We start from the raw sequence: 21,886 nt of genomic DNA, 5'->3' as shown, positions 1-21,886 counted from the left end.
ACAAAAATTCATTTTCAGGAATGTTAGACATCTTTTTTTTCAGCCGGAATCAAATAATTACCACTATTGCCATTCTTTTGGGATTATGGATCCTGCAATTCATTATGAAAAAGGCAGCCCACCGTGTAGGCCACCGCAGTGAGATCCATATAACCCGTACCAGGCTTATGTTTAAGTACATCAATATCCTGGTCACAATAATCGCTATCTTTCTGCTTTCCCTTACATGGGGCTATAATGCGCAGGAAATTGCGCTTATTTTTTCCTCCCTGTTCGCGATAATTGGAGTGGCCATGTTTGCCATCTGGTCGATACTTAGTAATATCACAGCAGGTATTATCCTATTCTTTTCCTTTCCATATAAAATTGGAAGCCGAATCAAGATCCATGATAAAGACATGCCTGTAGAAGCTATTATTGAAGACATTAAAGCTTTTCACCTGCATTTAAGAACGCTTGAAGGGGAGTTGATCACCTATCCTAATAACCTCATCCTGCAAAAAGCAGTTTCTTTAGTTGAAAAAGAATATCATGCAGATGAAGGTAAAGATGCTCTCTAACATGGTTTGGTGAGGATTCTTGTTATATTTGAAAGCATATCAATAGAAAATCCTATGCGAAAGCTTTTTTGCCTTTTTCTTTTTTTCATTACTGCTCTTGTTCAGGCTCAAAAACCTGAAAAATTAAGTTCTTCCGAGATATATTCTGAAATTGAGAAACTCAATTTTCTTGGTTCTGTGCTATATGTAGCTGCTCATCCCGATGATGAGAATACCCGACTCATCTCCTATTTTAGTAATGAACTTGATGCCCGCACTGCATATCTTTCTTTAACTCGTGGTGATGGCGGCCAAAATTTAATTGGGCCACAACTTAGAGAGCTGCTTGGAGTAATACGCACCCAGGAACTTTTGGCTGCAAGAAAAATAGATGGCGGGGAACAATTCTTCACCCGCGCAAATGACTTTGGGTACAGCAAAACACCCGAAGAAACCCTTAACATCTGGAATGAAAAAGAGGTTCTTAAAGATGTAGTTCGCACCATAAGGTCTTTTAAACCGGACATAGTCATCAACCGCTTTGATGCTAATTCGGCCGGGGAAACTCACGGCCATCATACCTCATCGGCCATTTTAAGCAGCCGCGCATTTGATCTTGCCGGAGAAAAATCAGCCTATCCGGAGCAGGCAGAGGAGTTGGGAACATGGCAGCCAAAAAAGCTGTTTTTCAACACCTCTCCCTGGTTCTATAATTCCCAGGAAGCATTTGATGCAGCCGATAAGTCCCATTTCCTCAGTTTTGACACCGGCGTTTATTTCCCGCTAAAAGGCATGTCGAATACCGAGATTGCTTCCCTTAGCCGCAGTCAACATCAATCCCAGGGCTTTGGAAGCACAGGAACCCGAGGAAGTGCTGCGGAATATATTGAACTTCTAAAAGGAGAACATCCAAAGAACAACAAAGATGTATTTCACGGGATCAACACCACCTGGACCCGCGTAAAAGGTGGAAAAAAGATTGGAGAGATCCTCGCCGGTGTGGAAAAGAACTTTGATTTTGAGAACCCCGCTGCCAGTGTACCTGAATTAGTAAAAGCTTACCGGTTAATCCAAAACCTGGAAGACAGGCACTGGAGAGATATCAAATCGGAACAAATAAAAAGTATAATTGCCGCTTCCATGGGTCTGTACCTGGAAGCTGTGGCCGGTTCTTCACTGGCTACTCCGGGAGAAGAAGTAAAACTTAACCTGGAAGCTATTAACCGAAGTAATATTCCCGCAGAACTCGTCTCAGTAAAACTACAGCCGACAGGAAGAGAAATCTCTACGAATCTTTCCCTTACCAATAACAGTCCTTCGGTTGAAGAAGTGGATTTTTTAATTCCCGAAAACATTAATTTTACAAGTCCTTACTGGCTTAATGAAGAAGGCAGCCTTGGGATGTATAAAGTCGAAAACAAGGATCTAACAGGTTTACCAGAAACTCCACGGGACCTAAAGGTGGAATTTATGGTGAGGATCAACGATGAGCATATTCCTTTTGAAAGAAATATTACTTATAAGTTCACTGATCCCGTTACAGGGGAAACCTACAGGCCTTTCGAAGTTGTGCCGGCAGTTTCGGTCACAGTAGGAACCGAAGTTATGGTCTTTGCAAACGGTGCCCCGGGAAAGATCCCGGTAACTGTGAAGGCCATGAAAAATAATATTTCGGGAATACTTGAACCCGGAAAAATCAGCAGCTGGAAAATATCTCCCGAAAATCACATTTTTGACACCCTTCGAAAAGGTGAGGAAGTGACTTTTACTTTTGAAGTGCATCCACCGGCTGTTCAGGATAAGGTGACATTTAATCCTGTAGCTGTAGTGAACGGAACAGAATATTCAAAAACTGTGCTTCAAATGGATTATCCGCATATTCCACTGCAAACACTGGTGCTTCCAAATAAAACACAACTTGTAAAACTGGATATCCAAAAAAGGGGAAATTTGATAGGTTATATTTCGGGGGCCGGGGACGTTGTTCCGCAGGCTCTGGAACAAATAGGTTATTCGGTAGAAATGGTGGATCCCGCATATATCTCTGCTTCCTCATTAGCTAAATATGATGCCGTGGTTGTAGGAATACGCGCATACAACACTGTAGAAGAACTTCGGCATAGACAGACCGCACTATTTGAGTTTGTAGAACAAGGCGGAAATTTGATCCTGCAGTACAACACCAGCCGCGGACTCGTAACCGAGGAACTCGCTCCCTATAAACTGCAACTTTCGAGGGACAGGGTGACCGATGAAAATGCTGAAGTTAATTTCCTGGCGCCAACTCATCCCATCCTCAACACTCCTAATAAAATCACCTCTAAAGATTTCGAAGGATGGGTGCAGGAGCGCGGTCTTTACTTCCCGGATCAATGGGGAAAAGAATTTACTCCCATTTTGGCGATGAATGACAAAGGAGAAACTTCAAAAAAGGGAAGTTTGCTTGTGGCGCCTTATGGTAAGGGCAACTTTATTTATACGGGACTAAGTTTTTTCAGGGAATTTCCCGCCGGTGTACCCGGGGCCTTTAGGCTTTTTGCTAATATGATCTCCCTGGGAAAGAATGAACCTACTCCACCAGCGAATAATCACAATTCGAACTAATGGGAAGTCCGAAGAAATATCAGTGGAAAAGATCATATACCGTAGTTCTTATAGCTAATGCTGTCTATATTTTCCTGTTTTACGTGCTCATGACAATATTTTCCTGATATGCAGCAAATAGACTGGATCATTTTAGCCGGCACTCTAGCTTTCATCGTAATCTACGGTGTCTACAAAACACGCGGCAGCAAAAATGTCCAGGATTATATAAGGGGAGGAAATGAAGCCAGGTGGTGGACGGTGGGACTTTCTGTTATGGCCACACAAGCCAGTGCAATAACTTTTCTTTCTACCCCGGGACAGGCCTTCCATGACGGGATGGGCTTTGTGCAGTTCTACTTTGGCTTGCCCATTGCGATGATCATCATTTGCATGGTCTTTATTCCCATTTACTACAGGCTGGAGGTTTATACAGCATATGAATATCTCGAAACCCGGTTCGATTTAAAAACAAGGACCTTAACCGCTTTTCTCTTTCTTGTTCAACGTGGGCTGGCGGCGGGAATTACCATTTTTGCCCCGGCTATTATTCTTTCGGCGGTCCTGGGCTGGAACCTTACGACCCTCAATATTATTATTGGGATCCTGGTGACCATCTACACGGTTTCCGGCGGAACCAAAGCTGTCAATGTCACTCAAAAACAGCAAATGGCGGTAATCTTCTCGGGAATGATAATAGCCCTGGTACTAATCATTCAATACCTTCCAGAAGAGATCAGCTTCCCCGAAGCGCTTGAAATAGCCGGTGCCAGCGGAAAATTGGATATTCTGGATTTCTCATTAGATCTTGACAACCGCTATACTTTTTGGAGCGGGATCATAGGTGGAACTTTTCTTGCCCTCTCCTACTTTGGAACAGACCAGAGCCAGGTACAGCGGTATCTTTCGGGAAAATCTGTTAAGCAAAGTCAGCTGGGACTAATCTTCAACGGGCTACTAAAAGTCCCTATGCAGTTCTTCATTCTGTTGGTAGGGGTCATGGTTTTCGTTTTTTACCAGTTCAATTATTCACCACTAAATTTTAATCCGGCAGCCACCAATGCCGTCATCAACTCTGAACATTCTTCGGAATACAACAAGCTTCAGGCAGAACTGGAGCAAATTCAGGATCAAAAACAGCAGAAATCCCTTGATTACGCCAACGCCGGAAAATTTTCAGAAGGAGATCGTGATTCCTTTAAAAATGAACTCGTGCAGCTCAATGCAGCCGAATTACAGGTACGGCAGGAAGCAACAGAATTGATCAACAGGGCAAATCCTGAAATAGAAACCAATGACAAGGATTATGTGTTCATACATTTTATCCTGAACAATCTCCCGCGGGGACTTATTGGATTGCTGCTGGCAGTAATTCTATCGGCAGCCATGTCTTCAACAGCTTCAGAATTAAATGCCCTGGCTTCGACCACCATGATTGACCTCTACAAAAGGAATGTAGGTGAAAAAACACAGGAGCATTACGTTCGCATGTCCAAATGGTTTACCCTTGGCTGGGGACTTATCGCCATTGCCGTGGCCAGCATAGCAGATCTTTTTGACAATCTTATTCAGTTAGTGAACATCATAGGCTCCCTCTTCTATGGAAATGTGCTGGGAATATTTTTGCTCGCTTTCTTTATAAACTACGTAAAAAGCAATGCCACTTTTATTGCGGCTTTAATAACACAGGCAATCATTTTTGTGCTGTATTTTCAAGAGGTGATGCCATACCTGTGGTTAAACCTTGTAGGTTGTCTACTGGTCATAACATTGGCCGTGATCATACAGACTTCCCAACCGCATACTACAGAAATAGTGAAAAATGAAGACTGAGAAGATTAAATGGGGAATTATTGGCCCCGGAAAAATAGCAAAAAAGTTCACCACCAGCCTTAAAGAAGTCAAAGACGCAGAACTCTTTGCAGTGGCAAGCAGATCTACCGAAAGGGCAACAGCCTTTGCTAAAGAAGCCGGAGCAAAGAAAGCTTATGGATCTTATGAGGAAATGCTGCAGGATGAGGAAATTGATGTGGTATATGTGGCTACCCCTCACGTCTTTCATTACGAACACACTCTTCTCTGCCTGGATCATGGCAAGCCGGTCCTTTGCGAAAAACCCTTTGCAATAAACCGGGAGCAGGTTGAAGAAATGATCTCGACAGCCAGGGAAAAGCAGGTTTTCCTCATGGAAGCAATGTGGACACCCTTTTTGCCTCACATACAATATTTAATGGAAGAGCTGCAAAGCGGAAAATACGGAAGCATCAGGAAGCTTACTGCCGACTTTGGTTTTGATGCGCCTTTTGACGAGAACGGAAGGCTTTTTAGAAAGAGCCTTGGAGGCGGCAGTTTGCTGGATATTGGTATCTATCCCGTATTTCTTGCTCTTCATACTCTGGGAGTCCCTGAAAATATTGAAGCCAATGCAAAACTGGGAACAACAGAGGTGGATGAAAATTGTGATGTATATTTTAGGTACCCCAATGGAGCAAAGGCTGAACTAAAAAGCAGTATCACAGAAAAAACTCCCACCACTGCCGAATTTGAACTGGAGAAAGCAAGCATAAGGATAAGCTCAAGGTGGCACGAACCTTCTACCGTCTCAATTACTACAGCCGAAGGAACCATAAGCAAGACCTTTGATGTGGCTTCGTATGGCTATGAATATGAGGCAAAACACATTCAGGAAATGTTGAGGAAAGGAAGGATCGAGAGCAACGTAATGACCCCTGAAAAAAGTCTTGAACTAATTACGGTGCTGGATGAGATAAGGAAGCAAATTGGGCTTGAATATTAAAAAGAAAAGGCCGTCTAAAAGTAAGATTTTACGTCAACCTGAACTTGTTTCAGGTTCTACTAAGTTCTGAAAACAAACACAATGAGATTCTGAAATAATTTCAGAATGACGTTTCACCACCTTTTTAGACAGCCCTTTTTAAATGTTATTTTATTGAGCTCCCCACTCTTTTAGAGAGTCTTTATTCAATTTTATGTAATCTTTATTTCCTGCTTTTTCTGCTGCGGCAAGAGATTTTTTAGCTGTGGAAATAGCTTCTTCTTTTTTTCCAAGATCAGCTTCAATTAAGGCCTTTCTGCGCACTACCCAATAGGCATCTTCTCCACCTATTTCAACAGCTTTCTTAATCCACTCATAAGCTTTGTCTAGATCTTTTTTCTCGTCGTGATAATAAGTAGCTGCAGAAAAATAATCTCCTGCCGAAGGCCCATTCATTACTCGCTGGATACTGGCCATAGCACGCTCGTCTGTTGGAACATTAAAGTCCAAAGTAGCCACAGTATTTTCCCAGATGAAATTAAGGGCAGCAGAATCGTTTTTGAGTTCATCTATGAGAATGGTAAAAGTCTCCATAGCCATTGGCATTTCCTGTACTTTGGCAGTGGCTTTAAGAGCAACTTTATTCTCATCCCACTCCTGTGGAAGGCCCCAGTTATTGCTGTCTTTGTAGAAGATCACCTCCCATTCATTTTCCCCCGGAATGGTATACACAGCATAGGTTCCTTCTTTTAGCTCTTTCCCCTCAATCGTAACGTTGGTATCAAAAGAAATGATGGTATTACTGTTGGCCCCGGTACGCCATTTTTCTCCGTAAGGCACAAGATCTCCAAAAATGGTTCTGCCTCTCATCCCCGGGCGGGAATATTTTATATCCACATTGGTAAGACCTACCTCCTGCTCAATTTTAGCAGTGGGACTGGGTTGTGGGACTTCGATTTGGGCAGAAGCAAAGTTGCTTATTAGCCCTGCAAAAAGAACAAATAAAATTTTTTTCATGATAATATCAGGTTGGTTTTCCCCAAAGATATAGATTTTCACCATGCAGCCTGCACGAAAAATTCACCGGTTCAAGGCAGCCAAAAATGATAATTTTCAACCCCTATTTTTCGGCAGCTATGATCTTCCTCGCTTCCTCAAGATCTTCAGGAGTATCTATCCCTACCCCTTTCACTTTTGTTTCGACCATTTTTATGTTTTTTCCGTATTCCAGGTATCGTATGCATTCAATTTTTTCCGTAGCTTCAAGTTTAAGCATTGGAAGACGGTAAAAATCCAGTAAAGCCTGTTTTCTAAAAGCATAGATCCCAATGTGTTTGAACCAGATTACGCCAGAATTCTTTTCACGGGGATACGGAATGGGCGAACGGGAAAAATAAAGCGCAAAATCCTCTTTGTTAGTGATCACTTTGACATTATTGGGATTTTCAATATCCTTCTTATCCACTAGCGGCGCCTTTAAAGAGGCAAGATCAATAAGATCGGCATCTTTACCGCGAAAAACATTTAGAAGTAACCCCAGGCTGGCGGTATCGATCATAGGTTCATCCCCCTGCACATTAACAACTATATCCACATCCATATCTTCTACTGCTTCGGCAATACGGTCACTCCCACACTCGTGTTCCTTCTTGCTCATAATGGCTTTTCCCCCATTTTTGATGATCTCTTCAAAGATCATATCGCTATCGGTCACCACATAGACCTCGTCAAAAAGGTTAGTATTTAGTGCGGCTTCGTAGGTTCGCAAAATGACGGTTTTGCCGTGCAGGTCCTGCATCAGTTTCCCGGGAAAACGTGTGGCGGCATACCTGGCCGGGATCATTGCAATTATTTTGAGAGGTTGTTGTGTAGACATAATTTGTTGATTCTGTTATTCTGCCAAAAATTTCAGTTTATTTTAAAGCAGGCCGTAAAGAGTGCCCAAAAATGGCATTTTTGACTAGTCAGCCGGGGCAAAAAAATCATCTTTAAAGCCAATTAAATATAATTTTTTCTGGGCACGGGTTAAGGCTGTATACAGCCATCGCAGATAATCCTTATCGATCCCGTTTGGGAGATAAGGTTGCTCCACGAAAACAGTATTCCACTGCCCTCCCTGAGATTTATGGCAGGTCATGGCGTAAGAAAATTTAATTTGTAAGGCGTTAAAATACTTGTTGTTCTTCACCTTTAGAAACTTTTTATATTTTGACCTTTCTTCTTCGTAATCTTTCATGACTTCCTGGTAAAGCCTGTTAGACTCGTCATAAGTCAGGGATGGATTATTACTTTCAAGAGTATCAAGTAACACTACGGTTTCTATGGGTTGCATATTTGGATAATCAACCATCTGCGCTTTAACTTCGGCAAACCTGAAGCCATATAGTTCCTTGATCGCAAAGATTTCCAACACCTTGATGATATCACCATTGGCGATAAAACCGGCTTCACTGTTAGGTTTAACCCAGAAGTAATTATTCTTCACAACCATTAAATAATCCCCTGCAGAAATTTCTTCCTCCTGGAAAAGAATCCTGTTCCTTATTTGCTGATTATACAGATTTGCCCTTTTATTGGACCTAACGATTATGGTGGTGTCTTCATGTCCCAGGTTGCGATAAGAATCCTCAATGGCCTCCATTATTTCATGACCATCTGTCAACCTAATAACATCCTTCTTGTTACTGAGTTCAAAACTGAAGCTTTCATAGAACTCTTCCCGAAGCGCCTCCCGTATTAAGGTGGCATTGTGCAGAATATCACTTTCTTCACTTTGGCGCACTACCTCGTCAAGCTCGATATGCGTCACCTCTTTTAAATAAGTGTTCTGAAGTTTTTGTTCCTCAAGTGCCGGGCTCACCTCCAGTTTGACGGGCGGCAATTGTGCGGTATCTCCAATCAAGATCAATCTGCAGTTATGCCCCGAGTAGACGTATTGAAGAAGATCATCGAGCAAAGATCCATTTTCAAACATTTTGGCGTCATTATTAACATCGGGGATCATTGAGGCCTCATCCACAATAAAAATGCTGTTGCGATGTTTGTTGGGCTGCAGCACGAAACTTACTCCCGCGCCCGAATTCTTTTTAGGAAAGTATATCTTCTTGTGAATGGTAAAGGCTTCCCTTCCGGAGTAATTTGCAATCACCTTGGCTGCTCTGCCTGTAGGCGCGAGTAGAATACCACTCTTTTTTACCTGCCACAGGTTTTTTACTAAAGAACTAATAATTGTGGTCTTTCCTGTACCGGCAAAACCTTTGAGAAGAAACAGGGAATCCTTACTTCCATCTATTACAAAAGAGGCCAGCTGCTGCAGTGCAATATCCTGTTTTAATTTAGCTTCAAATTTCAGGTCATTCAGTAAAAGGTCGTAAAATAAAGCAGCGTTGATTTTTTCCATGGTCATTTTCCGTCGAAGCCCAAAGATAACAAGGTTTTTTTCGGAAGAATCTTTTGTGAATAAAAAAAAATTGTAGATTTGCCTGAATACTTAATTAAATCATAAACTGCACCCGCATGAAACTTGTCATTCAGTTAGTTCTTTGGATTGTGATTATTTTCCTTGGATACCTGGTTTTTAATTCAATTTATGAGCCTATTAAATTTAATGAAGTCAAAGAGGCAAGATATGCCAAAGTTATTGAAAACTTAAAGGATATTAGAGATGCAGAACTGGCTCACCGTACGGTAACCGGGGAATTTGAAGGAGATTGGGATAATCTTGTTCGCTTTATTGACACCGCACAGTTTACCCTTACACAAAGAAGAGATACTACGGTAATGGACGAGGAATATAGAAAAACCTATGGAGTTGACCGCAGGATCGAAATAGTAGTAATCGATACTCTTGGATACAAGTCGGTAAAAGATTCTCTTTTTAAAGGATCAGATCGTTACAAAACCATGATGAACGTTCCAATTAAAGGAGTAGATGCACAATTCCAGCTTGATGCAGGTACCATAGACAAGAGTGGAAATAAGATCCCGGTTTTTGAAGCTAAAGTAGCTAAGAAGGTTATTCTGTTTGATCAGGACAGCGACTTGATAAACCAGGAGGAGGAAGTAGTATCTGTAGATAACGTGAACGGTCCATTTATTAGCGTTGGTTCCATGGATGAAGTAAATACCAGCGGGAACTGGCCTTTAAAGTATGGTGACGCAGAATAAGGAAACAAAAAGCACAAATATAAAGTTGTCCATTCAGGTAAGCCTGAATGGACTTTCTTTTTGTGCCCTTTCCAAAGATGAGAAAAGAATTGTCTTCTTTAAGGACATGCTCTTTTCCAGACGGCTGAATCCTGCACAGGTACTTCAACAAATAGAAAAACAGTACGAACAGGAATCTTTTTTAAGAAAAGAAAATCCCGAAGTAGTAGTTCTTTTTTCCAACGAACTTTACAGCCTTGTACCACAGGAGTTCTTTGAAGAAGAAAATGCTTCGGAATATCTCAAGTACAACACAAAGATCCTGGAAACAGATTATGTTGCCCATGATGAAATAACTTCCGCAGAAATTGTCAATGTTTATATTCCCTACACCAATATCAATAATTTCTTTTTTGACAGGTATGGTGAATTTGAATACCGGCATTGCGTAAGTGTCCTTGCTGAAGAATTCCAGATTCAAAATAGCTTCCAGACAGAAGGCACAAGAGTTTACCTCAATTGTTTCCCCGGGGGTTACGACCTGCTGGTGTATCAAAAAGGGCAATTATTACTCGCAAATACTTTTAATTGTTCAACCCGGGAAGATTTCATCTATTATTTGCTGTTTTGCGCAGAACAACTGGATCTTGACCCTACAAGTTTTGAATTAATCCTGTTGGGAAGGATCAAGGAACATTCAGATTATTACGATATCGCTTACAATTACGTGAAGGAAATAAAATTCCTGCAAACTTCTTTTGGTTATCTTTTTAACAGTAAGGAAGAGCCTCCAAAAGGTTATATGCATTATACACTTTTTAAAGTACTCGAATGAGAATCGTTTCAGGAATACATAAAGGGAAAAAAATCATCGCTCCAAAGAAGCTTCCGGTAAGGCCTACTACAGATTTTGCCAAGGAAGCTCTTTTCAATATTCTTAATAATCAGTATCATTTTTCTGCATTAAAGGTCATTGACCTTTTTAGCGGAACGGGAAATATTACTTATGAATTTGGTTCCCGTGGTGCGAAAGAGATTATTGCTGTTGATGCCCATTTTGAATGCGTAAAGTTCATCAATAAAATGAAAGGAGAACTTGACCTGCCTGTAAGGACGGTTAAAAGTGATGTATTCAAATTTCTTAAAGCTACAGGAGAAACTGCGAACATTATTTTTGCAGACCCACCATATGATTTTGAAACCGAGTCCCTTCAACAAATTGTAGAGCTCACATTTTCAAGAAATCTTCTTGAAGAGGGAGGCTCCCTCATCATAGAGCATAGTAAAAAAATTGATCTCTCTCATATAGATCACTTTCTGGAGGTGAGAAAATATGGCAATTCTGTTTTTAGTTTTTTTTCTTAACTTAGAGAATGGCATTACCCCGCAAAGTACTGGAACTGGAATTCACTGTCCTTGAATTCTATAGAGATTTTGTTTTATCAAAACCACGGGAAGGACAGATACTAGAGGCAAAAGAGGTCGCGAAACTTATAGAAGTCTGCGGCGATTTTTTTGGCAGCGAATCTTTTGTATACCTGTCCTACAGGGTGAATGACTACAATGTTAACCCAACAGTATACATGAATCTTGACGAGGTAGATAATTTGGCCGGTATAGGTGTGGTTAGTAAAAAAACCTCCTCTCTTAAAATGGCTTTTTTTGAAAAAAATTTCTGCAAACTACCTTTTAATATTTTTACCGATCTTGAGGAGGCTGTGGAATGGACAGAGCAAGTTCTGGAGGAGAAAAGAAAAAAAGCAGACCTGTAAGCCGGATTCTGTACCTCAACTCCCGATAGCTATCGGGATTGAAGTCCTTATCATTTATCTGAAACTTTTGTTACCAAAAGTCTTTAGCTGCCTACCCTCCGGCAACGGACGGGCAATCCTTAACAGCCGGTATACATGGCATTGCACCGCATAGAGTTTACCTGATTTCACTACAGCATTACCTGTACATCCTTTCTGTTGCACTGGTCCTATCCCGATAATTCGGGATGATGGGTGTTACCCATTATGCTGCCCTATGGTGTCCGGACTTTCCTCCGCCCCACATTAATTTGGGGCAGCGATAAGGCGGTCTGCTTACGGCAAATATACAGTTAAAATGCCACTTTTGAGCAGTATAAAAATCCAGGCTTACCTCAATTGTGTCAACAGGTTTTTGTGGATAAAAACACGGGGATTATTCCCGGCTTCGGTTTTGTATTTTTATATTTGTCAATCTAAAACACTTCAATGGAACACTTTGTAGTATCGGCCAGAAAATACCGTCCTCAGACTTTTAAAGATGTTGTGGGCCAGCAGGCTATTACCAACACGCTACTAAATGCCATTGAACATAATCACCTGGCACAGGCACTGCTTTTTACCGGCCCTCGTGGGGTGGGAAAGACCACCTGCGCGCGGATTCTTGCAAAAAAGATCAACCAGGATGGCAACCAGGATCCTAATGAGGACTTTGCTTTTAACATCTTTGAACTCGATGCGGCTTCAAATAACTCGGTTGACGATATAAGAAATCTAATTGACCAGGTGCGTATCCCGCCACAAGTTGGAAAATATAAAGTGTACATCATTGATGAGGTACACATGTTGTCCCAGGCAGCGTTTAATGCTTTTCTTAAAACCCTTGAAGAGCCGCCAAAACATGCCATTTTTATACTGGCTACAACAGAGAAACACAAGATCATTCCTACCATACTTTCCCGTTGCCAGATTTTCGACTTCAAGAGAATCACGGTAAAAGACGCAAAGGAATATCTGGGATATATAGCACAACAGGAAGGAGTGGAAGCCGATGAAGATGCGCTACACATCATTGCTCAAAAAGCCGATGGGGCTATGCGTGATGCCCTTTCTATCTATGACAGGGTGGTAAGCTTTAGCGGAAAAAATCTTACCCGGCAGGCAGTAACCGAAAACCTGAACGTACTGGATTACGACACTTATCTTTCGGCTACCAATCTTATCCTTAAAAATGACATTCCGCAGCTACTTTTATTATTCAATGAGATCCTGAGCCACGGCTTTGACGGTCATCATTTTATTGCGGGACTGGCTTCACATTTTAGGGATTTACTCGTATGTAAGGATCCCAAGACCATCAACCTTCTCGAGGTGGGGGATAACACTAAGGCGCTTTATTACCAGCAATCGCAGCAGGCTTCTTCAGCATTTCTTCTAAAGGGGATCGAACTGGCCAACGACTGTGATTTGCAGTATAAAAGCAGCCGAAATCAACGCCTGTTGGTGGAACTCTGTTTAATGCAACTCGCTTCTGTCACTTTTAGCGACGAAAAAAAAAAGGATAGCAGCTATATAATTCCTCCAAATCATTTTACCGGGGCTCCCATCCCTGCACCGGCACTTAAACTTTCTTCCAAAGAGAAGGAAGTAATAGTCAATAATGAGTACGCAAAGGGAGATTCGGCCGCCCCGGCAGATTCTCAGCTGCCAAAATCTGTACCCGGAGCAATGACCGACTGTGCTCCTGTAACTTCGGAATCTGAAGCAACAGAATCTTCTGTACAGGAACCTTCAGAAAGAATTAATACTTCTGAAGAAATTCTTAATCAGGCATCGGCTTCTCAGGCTGAAACTGTTGTAAAGGCTCCTCCTGTTGAACAACCTTCCGAAGAAAAAACGGAGGTGAAAACTGAAATCGCAGCTAAAAAAGTTTCGGGCCTTTCCCTGAAGAGCATTCAGAAGAAAAAGGAACTGGAAGCCCAAAAGCGTGAAGCCAAGGCTGAAGAGGAAGTGGTGAAGAACGGAAAATTTACCGAAGAACAGATGCAGGCTGCCTGGCAGGAATTTACTGAAGAACAGAATGAAAAAGGAGAAAAGATCCTGGCATCGATCATGCAGACAGACACTCCCGCACTTATGGGTAAGAATATTTGTGTAGAACTTCCAAATGAAACCATGAAGCTGGAGCTGGAAAGAGTGCAGTACCATTTGATGGGTTTTCTCAAGGATAAACTGCAAAATACTCACATACAGCTGAAGGTAACTGTGAATGAAAAAGCTGAGAAAAAATTTGCTTTCACTGCCATTGAAAAATTTGAAAAGTTAAGGGAGAAAAATCCCCTTATTGAGAAATTACGTTCCACCTTTGATCTGGATGTATAATGCTAGGCTTAAAATTACCCACAGACCCTCGATGGGTCAATATCGTTGAAAAAAATATTGAGGAGATCCTCACAGATCATGCTTATTGTGAGCAGAAGGCTGCCTCGACGGCTATTTCCCTTATCGTCACCCACCCCGAATATTCGGAACTTGTTACGGAAATGACGGCACTTGCAAGGGAGGAAATGGCCCATTTTAAAATGGTCCACGATCGTATCCTGGAACGGGGGCTAACGCTTGGCAGGGACCGTAAAGACGAATACGTATTAAAGCTGTTAACCTTCTTCCCTAAGGGCGGAAGTCGGCTTACCAATTTAATTCACCGCCTGCTTTACGCAGCATTGATTGAAGCCCGCAGCTGTGAACGTTTCAGGTTGCTTTCGGAAAATCTTGAGGACAGGGAACTTGCTGAATTCTACAGAAGTTTAATGGTGAGTGAAGCTAATCACTATACTATGTTCCTCAACTTTGCCCGCAAATATGGGGATCGCAAGGAGGTGGACCAAAAATGGCAAAATCTTCTGGAGTTTGAAGCGGAAATTATGAAAAACCTTGGGAAAAAAGAAACTATGCACGGCTAGCTTCTTCAAGGGTTTCCTGGTACAACGATTTAATAATTCCGTCTGAAAGTCCAATTTTTGGAACATAAATTCTTCGAGCCCGTGTCCACTTCATTGCCGAGAGGTAGATTTTAGCCGCCGGCACAATAACATCTGCCCTATCCTGATTTAAGTTCAGCTCGGTGATCCTTTCCTCGTAGGTAAAGGATTGTAACAACTGGTAATAAGAGCTTAAGTAGAAAAAGCTAAGAGGTTTTCCATTAGCCTTGCCGCTGCTTTTAAAGATGTTGTTGATATTCCCGCCGGAACCTATGAGATCAATTTTAGAAAACTTGCGGGTAACTTCCCTGATCCACGCTTCTACTTCATCCCACATCTCCTGGGGGACAATATTCTCCAACAGTCTTACCGTTCCTAATTTGAAGGACCTGGAAGCAATGGTTTTACCTTTTGAATAAAGAGTAAATTCTGTACTACCACCACCCACATCTACATAAAGGTAAGTTTTATCTGATTGGATGAGGGCATGAAGGTCTGTTGCGGCAATTATTGCGGCTTCATCGGTCCCGTCAATAATGCTTATTTCTACTCCTGTTTCCTCCTCGATAAGCTGCACCACTTCCTCTCCATTAAGAGATTCCCGCATTGCCGAAGTCGCACAAGCTTTGAACCTCTCGATCTTATGTGATCTCATAAGCAATTTAAAAGCCTGCATGGTATCTATCATGCGTTTAATATTCTCGCTGGAAATACGTTTGGTTAGGAAAACATCTGCTCCCAACCTAATGGGCACCCTTACCAGGGAAGTTTTTTTAAACAGCGGTTCTCTCCCCTCCTGCTCTGTAATGGTCATAATCAACAACCTCACAGCATTAGATCCTATATCTATGGCGGCAAACTTTCTTTGTTTGATCAAACTTTTTCTTTTTCTAGTTCCAGTTTCTTATAAAAATAATCATACAGGGCGAATTGAGATCTTAGGGGCGGCTTATTATTCCGGCGGTAGGCATTATCCTGTTTTAAAGAAATAACCCTTGCTTTTACATTGTCGCTCCAGCAAATTTCGAATGTTTCCATCAATTCCTTCTGGATTTCCTTATCATAAATAGGACAACTTACTTCTACCCTATAGTCCATATTCCTCGTCATCCAGTCGGCCGAGGAAATATATATTTTGGAGTCACCTCCATTTTCAAATATGTAGATTCTTGGATGTTCCAGGTACTTGTCAAGGATACTTATGACCTCAATGTTTTCACTCATTCCTTCCACTCCCGGTACGAGACAACAAATTCCACGAATTATCAATTTCATTTTAACTCCTGCCCTGCTGGCTTCGTACAACTTATCGATGAGTGAATAATCTGATAAACTGTTTAATTTAAGACGAATTCCGGAAGATTTTCCTTCTTTCGCATTGTCTATTTCTGTTTGTATCAGTTTTACTAAACTGCTTCGGGTGTAATGGGGAGAGACCAGTAGATGTTTATATCGACTCACTTTGTAGTTTACTTCAAAAAAGTCAAAGACTTTATTGACTTCTTTCAGGATACTTTGATGGCTGGTAAAAAGAGTGAGGTCGGAATACACACGGGCAGTAGATTCATTGAGGTTTCCTGTGCTTATAAAGCCGTATCGCCTCATCTTGTCATTCTCCAGTCTTTCAATTACGCATGCCTTGGAATGCACCTTAAGACCTTTTACTCCGAAAATAAGGTTAACGCCTTCCCGCTGCATTTGTTCGGCGTAATTAATATTGGCAACTTCATCAAACCGGGCACGAAGTTCAATCTGAACAGTTACTTTTTTTCCATTCTTAACCGCATTAATTAGTGAACTGGCGATATGAGAGATCTTTGCCAGTCTATAAATGGTGATCTTTATTGACTTTACGGCAGGATCAAGTGCTGCTTCCCGTAAAAATTTTACAGTGTAGGAAAAAGTTTGATAAGGGGTATGTAATAAATAATCCTTCTTCGCGATCTCCTTAAAAAGACTGGCCTGTAAAATTAGCCCGGGTAACGGCAGAGGCTCGTACTGTTTGTACTGTAGTTCCTCTCCTCCCAAACTGGGGAAATTCATATAATCCCGCCTGTTGTGATATCGCCCCCCAGGGATTATACTATCGGTAGCATCAATACCCATTTTACTCATTAAATATTGCAGGGTATCCTGGGCAATATTCATATCATATACAAATCTCACCGGTTCTCCCTCAATACGATCTTTAACACTGGCCGAAATTTTCTCTATAAAGGATTTACTTAAATCACTATCAATATCAAGTTCAGCATCCCGGGTAATCTTGATCATATGAGCCGTTACACTCTCGTAGTCGAAAATATTAAAGATGGAATGCAAATGGTAGCGAATAAGATCATCCAGCAGGATTACATGTTGCTTCTCACCTTCCTTTGGCAGCACCACAAATCTTTCAATACTTCGTGGTATTTCTATAAGCACATATTTCTTTTCCTTTATGTGTCGGGAAACGACATGAGCATTTGCCCTTTTAGAGACCGTATTTTTCATAACCATTTTCACCGCCAGGTAGGCCGCACTGTCTTTGAGGCGTGGCAACTCATCCAGATCATTCAATATTATGGTAACCAGGGCGGGACTCACTTTCTGAAGAAAGAAATTTTTGAGAAAAGGTTGTTGCGTTTTAGAAACCTGCTTCTCATTTATAATGAAAATGTTGTGCTCCTTAAGCTTATTCTGAATTGAATCCAGGATCTTTAAACTTTCACTCTGCTGTTCAATTACGATCTGGGTTATTTCCTCCAGCAGTTGATTTGCCTTGATCCCTCCTAAAACGCTTTTTCCGCCTTTCCCGGCAAGGTCGATACGTTTAATAGTAGCATATCTTACTTTAAAAAATTCGTCAAGATTATTTGAAAAGATCCCAAGAAATCTCAGCCTCTCTATCAAAGGAACAGTTTTGTCTGCAGCCTCCTGTAAAACACGGGCATTGAACTGCAGCCAGCTTAATTCCCTGTTGATGTACTGGTTTTCCTGCATCTATCTTAAGTTCTTTGGGAATAAATACATTAATGTTTTTCCATCCTGTATTTCCTTCCAGTCTTCGGTTTCAAATTCGATCATGCATAATCCGGTAGTAGGGATATTCGAAAAATGTTGATTTCCCACTTGATTTGCTACTCCTGTAATAGCTGGGTTATGACCAAAAACCATAAGAGTATCAACTTCATTTTCACAGGAGCGAATTATATCAAGAAGGCTCCTGCTGTCAAAAGTGTAAAGCTCATCTTTTACAAAGAAGTCTTTATCTTCCACCTCCAGCCTTTCTTTAAAGATCTTCGCAGTATCAAGTGCACGGGTGGCATAACTGCTCCAAATCTTTAGTGGCTTTTCACAAAAACCCGAAAAGGCATTCAGTACAAGCCCGGCGTCTTTAAATGCCCTTTTCTTCAAAGGCCGTTCATCATCGGGCAGATCTTCCTTCCAGGAGGATTTGCCGTGCCTAACAAGTATCAATTTCTTCATAATTATGGTGCTAATCTATCCATTTTCCATCCTTCATTCTCTTTGCTATAGTAGATACGATCATGCAGACGATTTGGCCTGCCCTGCCAGAATTCGAATTCAGAAGGTATGACTTTATATCCTCCCCAATATACAGGTTTTGGAATATCTTTTCCTGAATACTCCTGCTCCAGAAGTTCCAGTTTTTTATGAAGATATTCACGGGAGGGAATCACAGAACTCTGTTGAGAAGCCCAGGCCCCAAGCTGACTGCCCCTTGGCCTGGATTGAAAATAAGTTTCCGATTCTTCTTTAGAAGTTTTTTGGGCAATGCCTTTCACCATCACCTGTCTTTCTGATGTGGGCCAGAAAAAAGAGAGGCAAACCTTTGGACTTTTAGCTATAGATCTTCCTTTTTCAGATTCATAATTGGTATAAAACACAAAGCCTTCTTTATCATATTCTTTAAGAAGAACTACCCGTGTCATGGGAAAGCCATCCAGGCCAATTGTTGAAAGGTGCATGGTATTGACTTCGTCAACTTCCTTATTGCTTTCGGTTTCCCTTATCCAGACATGAAATAAATCAAATGGATCCTGGGGGATTTCCTCCTCCAGCAACTCATGTTTCTGGTAGAGCTTGCGGTAATCGTGGAGTTTATTTTTCATACTGCCAATTTACAAAATCTACTAATTACACGAAGTACATATCCTGCTCAAAAAAGGGAAATTTTGTAAGAATTAAAACTCCCCTTCAGCATTCATCTCCACCTTGAAAAAGGGTAATAAAACCGGGGCAAATTGATGAAAAAATAAGAAGAAATTAATATTCTTTTTCGCACAATTTTTACGGTTGTAAGATTACCTGCACAAGGAATTTTTCATTAAAAAAATTCCAATTCATCTATATAATTAACTGTTGATGTGTCGTTTGTCCGTAAAACCTCACACTACATCTAAAAGATGAAAATTTCCTTTTTTTAACAGTTTTTGCCTCCTACATTTACCTTGGAAAGTTAAAGAATTCAGATTTTACCAAGCTGCAGACTCACCCAGGTCATCAACTGCTTTGTAAGAATTCTAAACCTAAAACTTCAGATTATTCTCCCCCCTACGAATAATATGAACTTAACCTAAAATCAACAAAATAAGACAATACAACCTAAAGATCTTGATGCTCTAACAGTTGAGATCAGAAGGTTTATATCATTCAAACATGACGACTATGATTTGGAAAACTACTCTAACATTACTGGTTGCTATTTTCTCCCTTGGAAGTTCCTACGGGCAGTTCTCAAGCACACAGCCTGACCTTCGGACTACTTTTACTGGTAATTGTACAGCAAATAGCTATACAATAGAAGAAGTGTTTTTAAGTGATGCGTCTGGAAATCCCATTTCCAGCACTTTAAAATCCTGCACAATAGGTGAAACCAGGCAGGTTTATGTATCGGTTAAATATAAATCGAATGCTAATGCTGATAACTATAGTGCCCGGATATTTGCTGACCTTTTAATAGATGGCGAAAAATTTACTTCAATAAATTATTATAAAGGATTTCTCCCATCTGCCACAAATACCCCACGAGTTTTCACCATTACTAATTTCTCTTATAACTGGAGTTGTGGTGAAGAATTACAGCTTACTAATTTTCTAGTGGCATGGACCACAAGTGAAAATAAGAAAAAGGATCTTTCCATTACCTATAATGACGCTGATTATATCAAGTCACAATGCCAATTTCCACCGAACATTTTTGTTTCAGCTCCTTTGGCTGTCCAATTTGACTACAGTGGTTGTACTGAAGATGGAGTTGCTACAGTTAACTATACTTCCACTACTAACGGAGGACGTGCTCCATTTATATATAAATGGGATTTTGATAGTAATGGAACAGTTGATGCTACTACTAAGAACGCCACTTTTCAATTTTCAGGAAATTTCACGACTACAAAACTTATAGTAACAGATAGTTTAAACACTTCAAATTCTTATAGCCTAACGATTAATAAACCTACCGAAGTCATAGCCAGTATTTCTGGTAATTCCGATCTCACCTGCAACGTTACCTCCGTAGAGTTGGATGCCTCTGGATCAAATCTGGCAGGTACTCCTTCTTATTCCTGGAATACAGGATCAACGTCTTCTTCCATTACAGTTACCGAAGCTGGCGAATACACTGTTACTGTTACAGATGAAAAGGGATGTTTTGATACTGAAAGTATTATAGTTTCTGCAATTTCAGATACTACTGCTCCCACTCCGGATGCAACTTCTTTACCTGATATTACTGCCCAGTGTGAGGTGAATTCTTTAACTGCTCCAACCGCTACAGATAATTGTGGGGAAACAGTTTCAGTTTCTCATAATACCACACTTCCTATCACTGCCACCGGAACTACAGTGGTAATCTGGACTTTCGAGGATGCTGCAGGAAATGTTGCTACTCAGACCCAGAATGTTGTTATTGAAGACACAACTGCACCAACTCCAGATGCGGCTTCTTTAACTGATGTAACTGCTCAGTGTGAAGTGACTTCTTTAACTGCTCCAACTGCTACAGATAACTGTTCTGCAGTAACTGTTTCTAACAACGCTTCTCTGCCTATTAATACACAGGGAACAACCGTTGTGACCTGGACTTTTGAGGATGCTCAGGGAAATACTTCAACTCAAAATCAAAATGTAATAATCACTGATGACATTGCTCCGGTAGCGGATGCAACTTCTTTACCAGATGTTACCGCCCAGTGTGAGGTGACTTCTTTAACTGCTCCAACTGCTACAGATAACTGTTCTGCAGTAACTGTTTCTCATAACGCTTCTCTTCCTATTAGTGCACAGGGAACTACCGTTGTGACCTGGACTTTTGAGGATGCTCAGGGAAATACTTCAACTCAAAATCAAAATGTAATAATCACTGATGACACTGCTCCGGTAGCTGATGAAACTTCTTTACCAGATGTTACCGCCCAGTGTGAGGTGACTTCTTTAACTGCTCCAACTGCTACAGATAACTGTTCTGCAGTAACTGTTTCTCATAACGCTTCTCTTCCTATTAGTGCACAGGGAACTACCGTCGTGACCTGGACTTTCGAGGATGCTCAGGGAAATACTTCAACTCAAAATCAAAATGTAATAATCACTGATGACACTGCTCCGGTAGCTGATGCAACTTCTTTAGCAGATGTTACTGCCCAGTGTGAGGTGACTTCTTTAACTGCTCCAACTGCTACAGATAACTGTTCTGCAGTAACTGTTTCTCATAACGCTTCTCTGCCTATTAGTGCACAGGGAACTACCGTTGTGACCTGGACTTTTGAGGATGCTCTGGGAAATACTTCAACTCAAAATCAAAATGTAATAATCACTGATGACACTGCTCCGGTAGCTGATGCAACTTCTTTACCAGATGTTACTGCTCAGTGTGAAGTGACTTCTTTAACTGCTCCAACCGCTACAGATAACTGTTCTGCAGTAACTGTTTCTAACAACGCTTCTCTGCCTATTAATGCACAGGGAACAACCGTTGTGACCTGGACTTTTGAGGATGCTCAGGGGAATACTTCTTCTCAAAATCAAAATATAATAATCACTGATGACACTGCTCCGGTAGCTGATGCAACTTCTTTAGCAGATGTTACTGCCCAGTGTGAGGTGACC

At 41.2% G+C, this 21,886-nt stretch carries 16 protein-coding genes, 1 other RNA gene and 1 pseudogene; 10 read left to right on the top strand and 8 right to left on the bottom strand.

The window, feature by feature from the left end:
* The first annotated feature begins 20 nt into the window (after positions 1 to 20).
* The 4 genes from OU683_RS05830 to OU683_RS05815 all read left to right on the top strand — a co-directional run bounded on the left by OU683_RS05830 (position 21) and on the right by OU683_RS05815 (position 5,919).
* Positions 21 to 560 carry a mechanosensitive ion channel domain-containing protein gene (locus OU683_RS05830; RefSeq protein ID WP_268136186.1) on the top strand — a complete coding sequence of 180 codons (540 nt, stop codon included), beginning with the start codon at positions 21 to 23 and terminating at the stop codon, positions 558 to 560.
* A 54-nt stretch (positions 561 to 614) separates the two neighbouring features.
* Complete coding sequence (locus OU683_RS05825) at positions 615 to 3,143, top strand: PIG-L family deacetylase (RefSeq protein WP_268136184.1); 2,529 nt, start codon at positions 615 to 617, stop codon at positions 3,141 to 3,143.
* 108 nt (positions 3,144 to 3,251) lie between these two features.
* The gene (locus OU683_RS05820) at positions 3,252 to 4,955 is read left to right on the top strand and encodes a sodium:solute symporter family protein (protein ID WP_268136182.1); all 1,704 of its coding nucleotides are present in this window, start codon (positions 3,252 to 3,254) and stop codon (positions 4,953 to 4,955) included.
* A complete protein-coding gene (locus OU683_RS05815) occupies positions 4,945 to 5,919 on the top strand; it encodes a Gfo/Idh/MocA family protein (protein ID WP_268136180.1) in 975 nt (324 codons plus the stop codon). The genes OU683_RS05820 and OU683_RS05815 overlap by 11 nt, the downstream gene beginning before the upstream one ends.
* Before the next feature lie 150 nt (positions 5,920 to 6,069).
* Here the strand turns inward: OU683_RS05815 and OU683_RS05810 are convergent, their stop codons facing one another.
* The 3 genes from OU683_RS05810 to OU683_RS05800 form a co-directional block, all read right to left on the bottom strand.
* Positions 6,070 to 6,915: a DUF2911 domain-containing protein gene (locus tag OU683_RS05810; protein ID WP_268136178.1), complete on the bottom strand. Its 846-nt coding sequence runs from the start codon at positions 6,913 to 6,915 to the stop codon at positions 6,070 to 6,072.
* Between the two features lie 103 nt (positions 6,916 to 7,018).
* Positions 7,019 to 7,774, bottom strand: coding sequence for a 3-deoxy-manno-octulosonate cytidylyltransferase (kdsB, locus tag OU683_RS05805; RefSeq protein ID WP_268136176.1), 756 nt, complete (start codon positions 7,772 to 7,774; stop codon positions 7,019 to 7,021).
* Between the two features lie 84 nt (positions 7,775 to 7,858).
* Positions 7,859 to 9,298, bottom strand: a complete 1,440-nt coding sequence (locus OU683_RS05800; RefSeq protein ID WP_268136174.1) for an ATP-dependent DNA helicase — start codon at positions 9,296 to 9,298, stop codon at positions 7,859 to 7,861.
* 116 nt (positions 9,299 to 9,414) lie between these two features.
* Here OU683_RS05800 and OU683_RS05795 point away from each other — a divergent pair, with 116 nt between their 5' ends.
* Genes OU683_RS05795 through OU683_RS05785 form a run of 3 tightly spaced genes read left to right on the top strand, consistent with a single transcriptional unit; the run spans position 9,415 to position 11,409 of the window.
* Positions 9,415 to 10,065, top strand: coding sequence for a hypothetical protein (locus tag OU683_RS05795; protein ID WP_268136172.1), 651 nt, complete (start codon positions 9,415 to 9,417; stop codon positions 10,063 to 10,065).
* The gene (locus OU683_RS05790) at positions 10,049 to 10,879 is read left to right on the top strand and encodes a DUF3822 family protein (RefSeq protein ID WP_268136170.1); all 831 of its coding nucleotides are present in this window, start codon (positions 10,049 to 10,051) and stop codon (positions 10,877 to 10,879) included. The genes OU683_RS05795 and OU683_RS05790 overlap by 17 nt, the downstream gene beginning before the upstream one ends.
* On the top strand, positions 10,876 to 11,409 hold the full coding sequence (locus OU683_RS05785) for an RsmD family RNA methyltransferase (RefSeq protein WP_268136168.1): 534 nt from the start codon (positions 10,876 to 10,878) through the stop codon (positions 11,407 to 11,409). Before OU683_RS05790 ends, OU683_RS05785 begins: the two co-directional genes overlap by 4 nt.
* A 388-nt stretch (positions 11,410 to 11,797) precedes the next feature.
* Here the strand turns inward: OU683_RS05785 and rnpB are convergent.
* Positions 11,798 to 12,134: RNase P RNA component class A (gene rnpB / locus OU683_RS05780), an RNA gene on the bottom strand.
* 150 nt (positions 12,135 to 12,284) lie between these two features.
* Between rnpB and OU683_RS05775 the strand changes: the two genes are divergently transcribed.
* Complete coding sequence (locus OU683_RS05775; RefSeq protein WP_268136166.1) at positions 12,285 to 14,177, top strand: DNA polymerase III subunit gamma/tau; 1,893 nt, start codon at positions 12,285 to 12,287, stop codon at positions 14,175 to 14,177.
* Positions 14,177 to 14,758, top strand: a complete 582-nt coding sequence (locus tag OU683_RS05770; RefSeq protein WP_268136164.1) for a MiaE family protein — start codon at positions 14,177 to 14,179, stop codon at positions 14,756 to 14,758. The genes OU683_RS05775 and OU683_RS05770 overlap by 1 nt, the downstream gene beginning before the upstream one ends.
* On the opposite strand, the gene OU683_RS05765 is transcribed toward OU683_RS05770, so the two are convergent.
* The 4 genes from OU683_RS05765 to pdxH are packed head-to-tail and all read right to left on the bottom strand — an operon-like array spanning position 14,745 to position 18,891.
* Positions 14,745 to 15,653 carry a Ppx/GppA phosphatase family protein gene (locus OU683_RS05765; RefSeq protein ID WP_268136162.1) on the bottom strand — a complete coding sequence of 303 codons (909 nt, stop codon included), beginning with the start codon at positions 15,651 to 15,653 and terminating at the stop codon, positions 14,745 to 14,747. The genes OU683_RS05770 and OU683_RS05765 overlap by 14 nt on opposite strands.
* The gene (gene ppk1, locus OU683_RS05760; RefSeq protein ID WP_268136160.1) at positions 15,650 to 17,758 is read right to left on the bottom strand and encodes a polyphosphate kinase 1; all 2,109 of its coding nucleotides are present in this window, start codon (positions 17,756 to 17,758) and stop codon (positions 15,650 to 15,652) included. The genes OU683_RS05765 and ppk1 overlap by 4 nt, the downstream gene beginning before the upstream one ends.
* Positions 17,759 to 18,244, bottom strand: a complete 486-nt coding sequence (locus tag OU683_RS05755; RefSeq protein WP_268136158.1) for a SixA phosphatase family protein — start codon at positions 18,242 to 18,244, stop codon at positions 17,759 to 17,761.
* 2 nt (positions 18,245 to 18,246) lie between these two features.
* Positions 18,247 to 18,891, bottom strand: a complete 645-nt coding sequence (gene pdxH / locus OU683_RS05750; RefSeq protein ID WP_268136156.1) for a pyridoxamine 5'-phosphate oxidase — start codon at positions 18,889 to 18,891, stop codon at positions 18,247 to 18,249.
* Positions 18,892 to 19,447: 556 nt separating this feature from the next.
* Here pdxH and OU683_RS05745 point away from each other — a divergent pair.
* Positions 19,448 to 21,886 (top strand): annotated as a pseudogene (locus OU683_RS05745) (hypothetical protein); the annotation flags it as partial.

The organism is Salinimicrobium sp. TH3, from assembly GCF_026676115.1.
GTDB lineage: Bacteria > Bacteroidota > Bacteroidia > Flavobacteriales > Flavobacteriaceae > Salinimicrobium.
The sequence above is the reverse complement of the archived record's forward strand: the minus strand, read 5'-3'. Positions and strand labels throughout refer to the sequence as shown.

Bases quoted from the DNA above. Each gene is read 5' to 3' on its own strand.
- OU683_RS05830 (WP_268136186.1), top strand. From the start codon at position 21: ATGTTAGACATCTTTTTTTTCAGCCGGAATCAAATAATTACCACTATT.
- OU683_RS05825 (WP_268136184.1), top strand. From the start codon at position 615: ATGCGAAAGCTTTTTTGCCTTTTTCTTTTTTTCATTACTGCTCTTGTT.
- OU683_RS05820 (WP_268136182.1), top strand. From the start codon at position 3,252: ATGCAGCAAATAGACTGGATCATTTTAGCCGGCACTCTAGCTTTCATC.
- OU683_RS05815 (WP_268136180.1), top strand. From the start codon at position 4,945: ATGAAGACTGAGAAGATTAAATGGGGAATTATTGGCCCCGGAAAAATA.
- OU683_RS05810 (WP_268136178.1), bottom strand. From the start codon at position 6,915: ATGAAAAAAATTTTATTTGTTCTTTTTGCAGGGCTAATAAGCAACTTT.
- kdsB (WP_268136176.1), bottom strand. From the start codon at position 7,774: ATGTCTACACAACAACCTCTCAAAATAATTGCAATGATCCCGGCCAGG.
- OU683_RS05800 (WP_268136174.1), bottom strand. From the start codon at position 9,298: ATGGAAAAAATCAACGCTGCTTTATTTTACGACCTTTTACTGAATGAC.
- OU683_RS05795 (WP_268136172.1), top strand. From the start codon at position 9,415: ATGAAACTTGTCATTCAGTTAGTTCTTTGGATTGTGATTATTTTCCTT.
- OU683_RS05790 (WP_268136170.1), top strand. From the start codon at position 10,049: ATGGTGACGCAGAATAAGGAAACAAAAAGCACAAATATAAAGTTGTCC.
- OU683_RS05785 (WP_268136168.1), top strand. From the start codon at position 10,876: ATGAGAATCGTTTCAGGAATACATAAAGGGAAAAAAATCATCGCTCCA.
- OU683_RS05775 (WP_268136166.1), top strand. From the start codon at position 12,285: ATGGAACACTTTGTAGTATCGGCCAGAAAATACCGTCCTCAGACTTTT.
- OU683_RS05770 (WP_268136164.1), top strand. From the start codon at position 14,177: ATGCTAGGCTTAAAATTACCCACAGACCCTCGATGGGTCAATATCGTT.
- ppk1 (WP_268136160.1), bottom strand. From the start codon at position 17,758: ATGCAGGAAAACCAGTACATCAACAGGGAATTAAGCTGGCTGCAGTTC.
- OU683_RS05755 (WP_268136158.1), bottom strand. From the start codon at position 18,244: ATGAAGAAATTGATACTTGTTAGGCACGGCAAATCCTCCTGGAAGGAA.
- pdxH (WP_268136156.1), bottom strand. From the start codon at position 18,891: ATGAAAAATAAACTCCACGATTACCGCAAGCTCTACCAGAAACATGAG.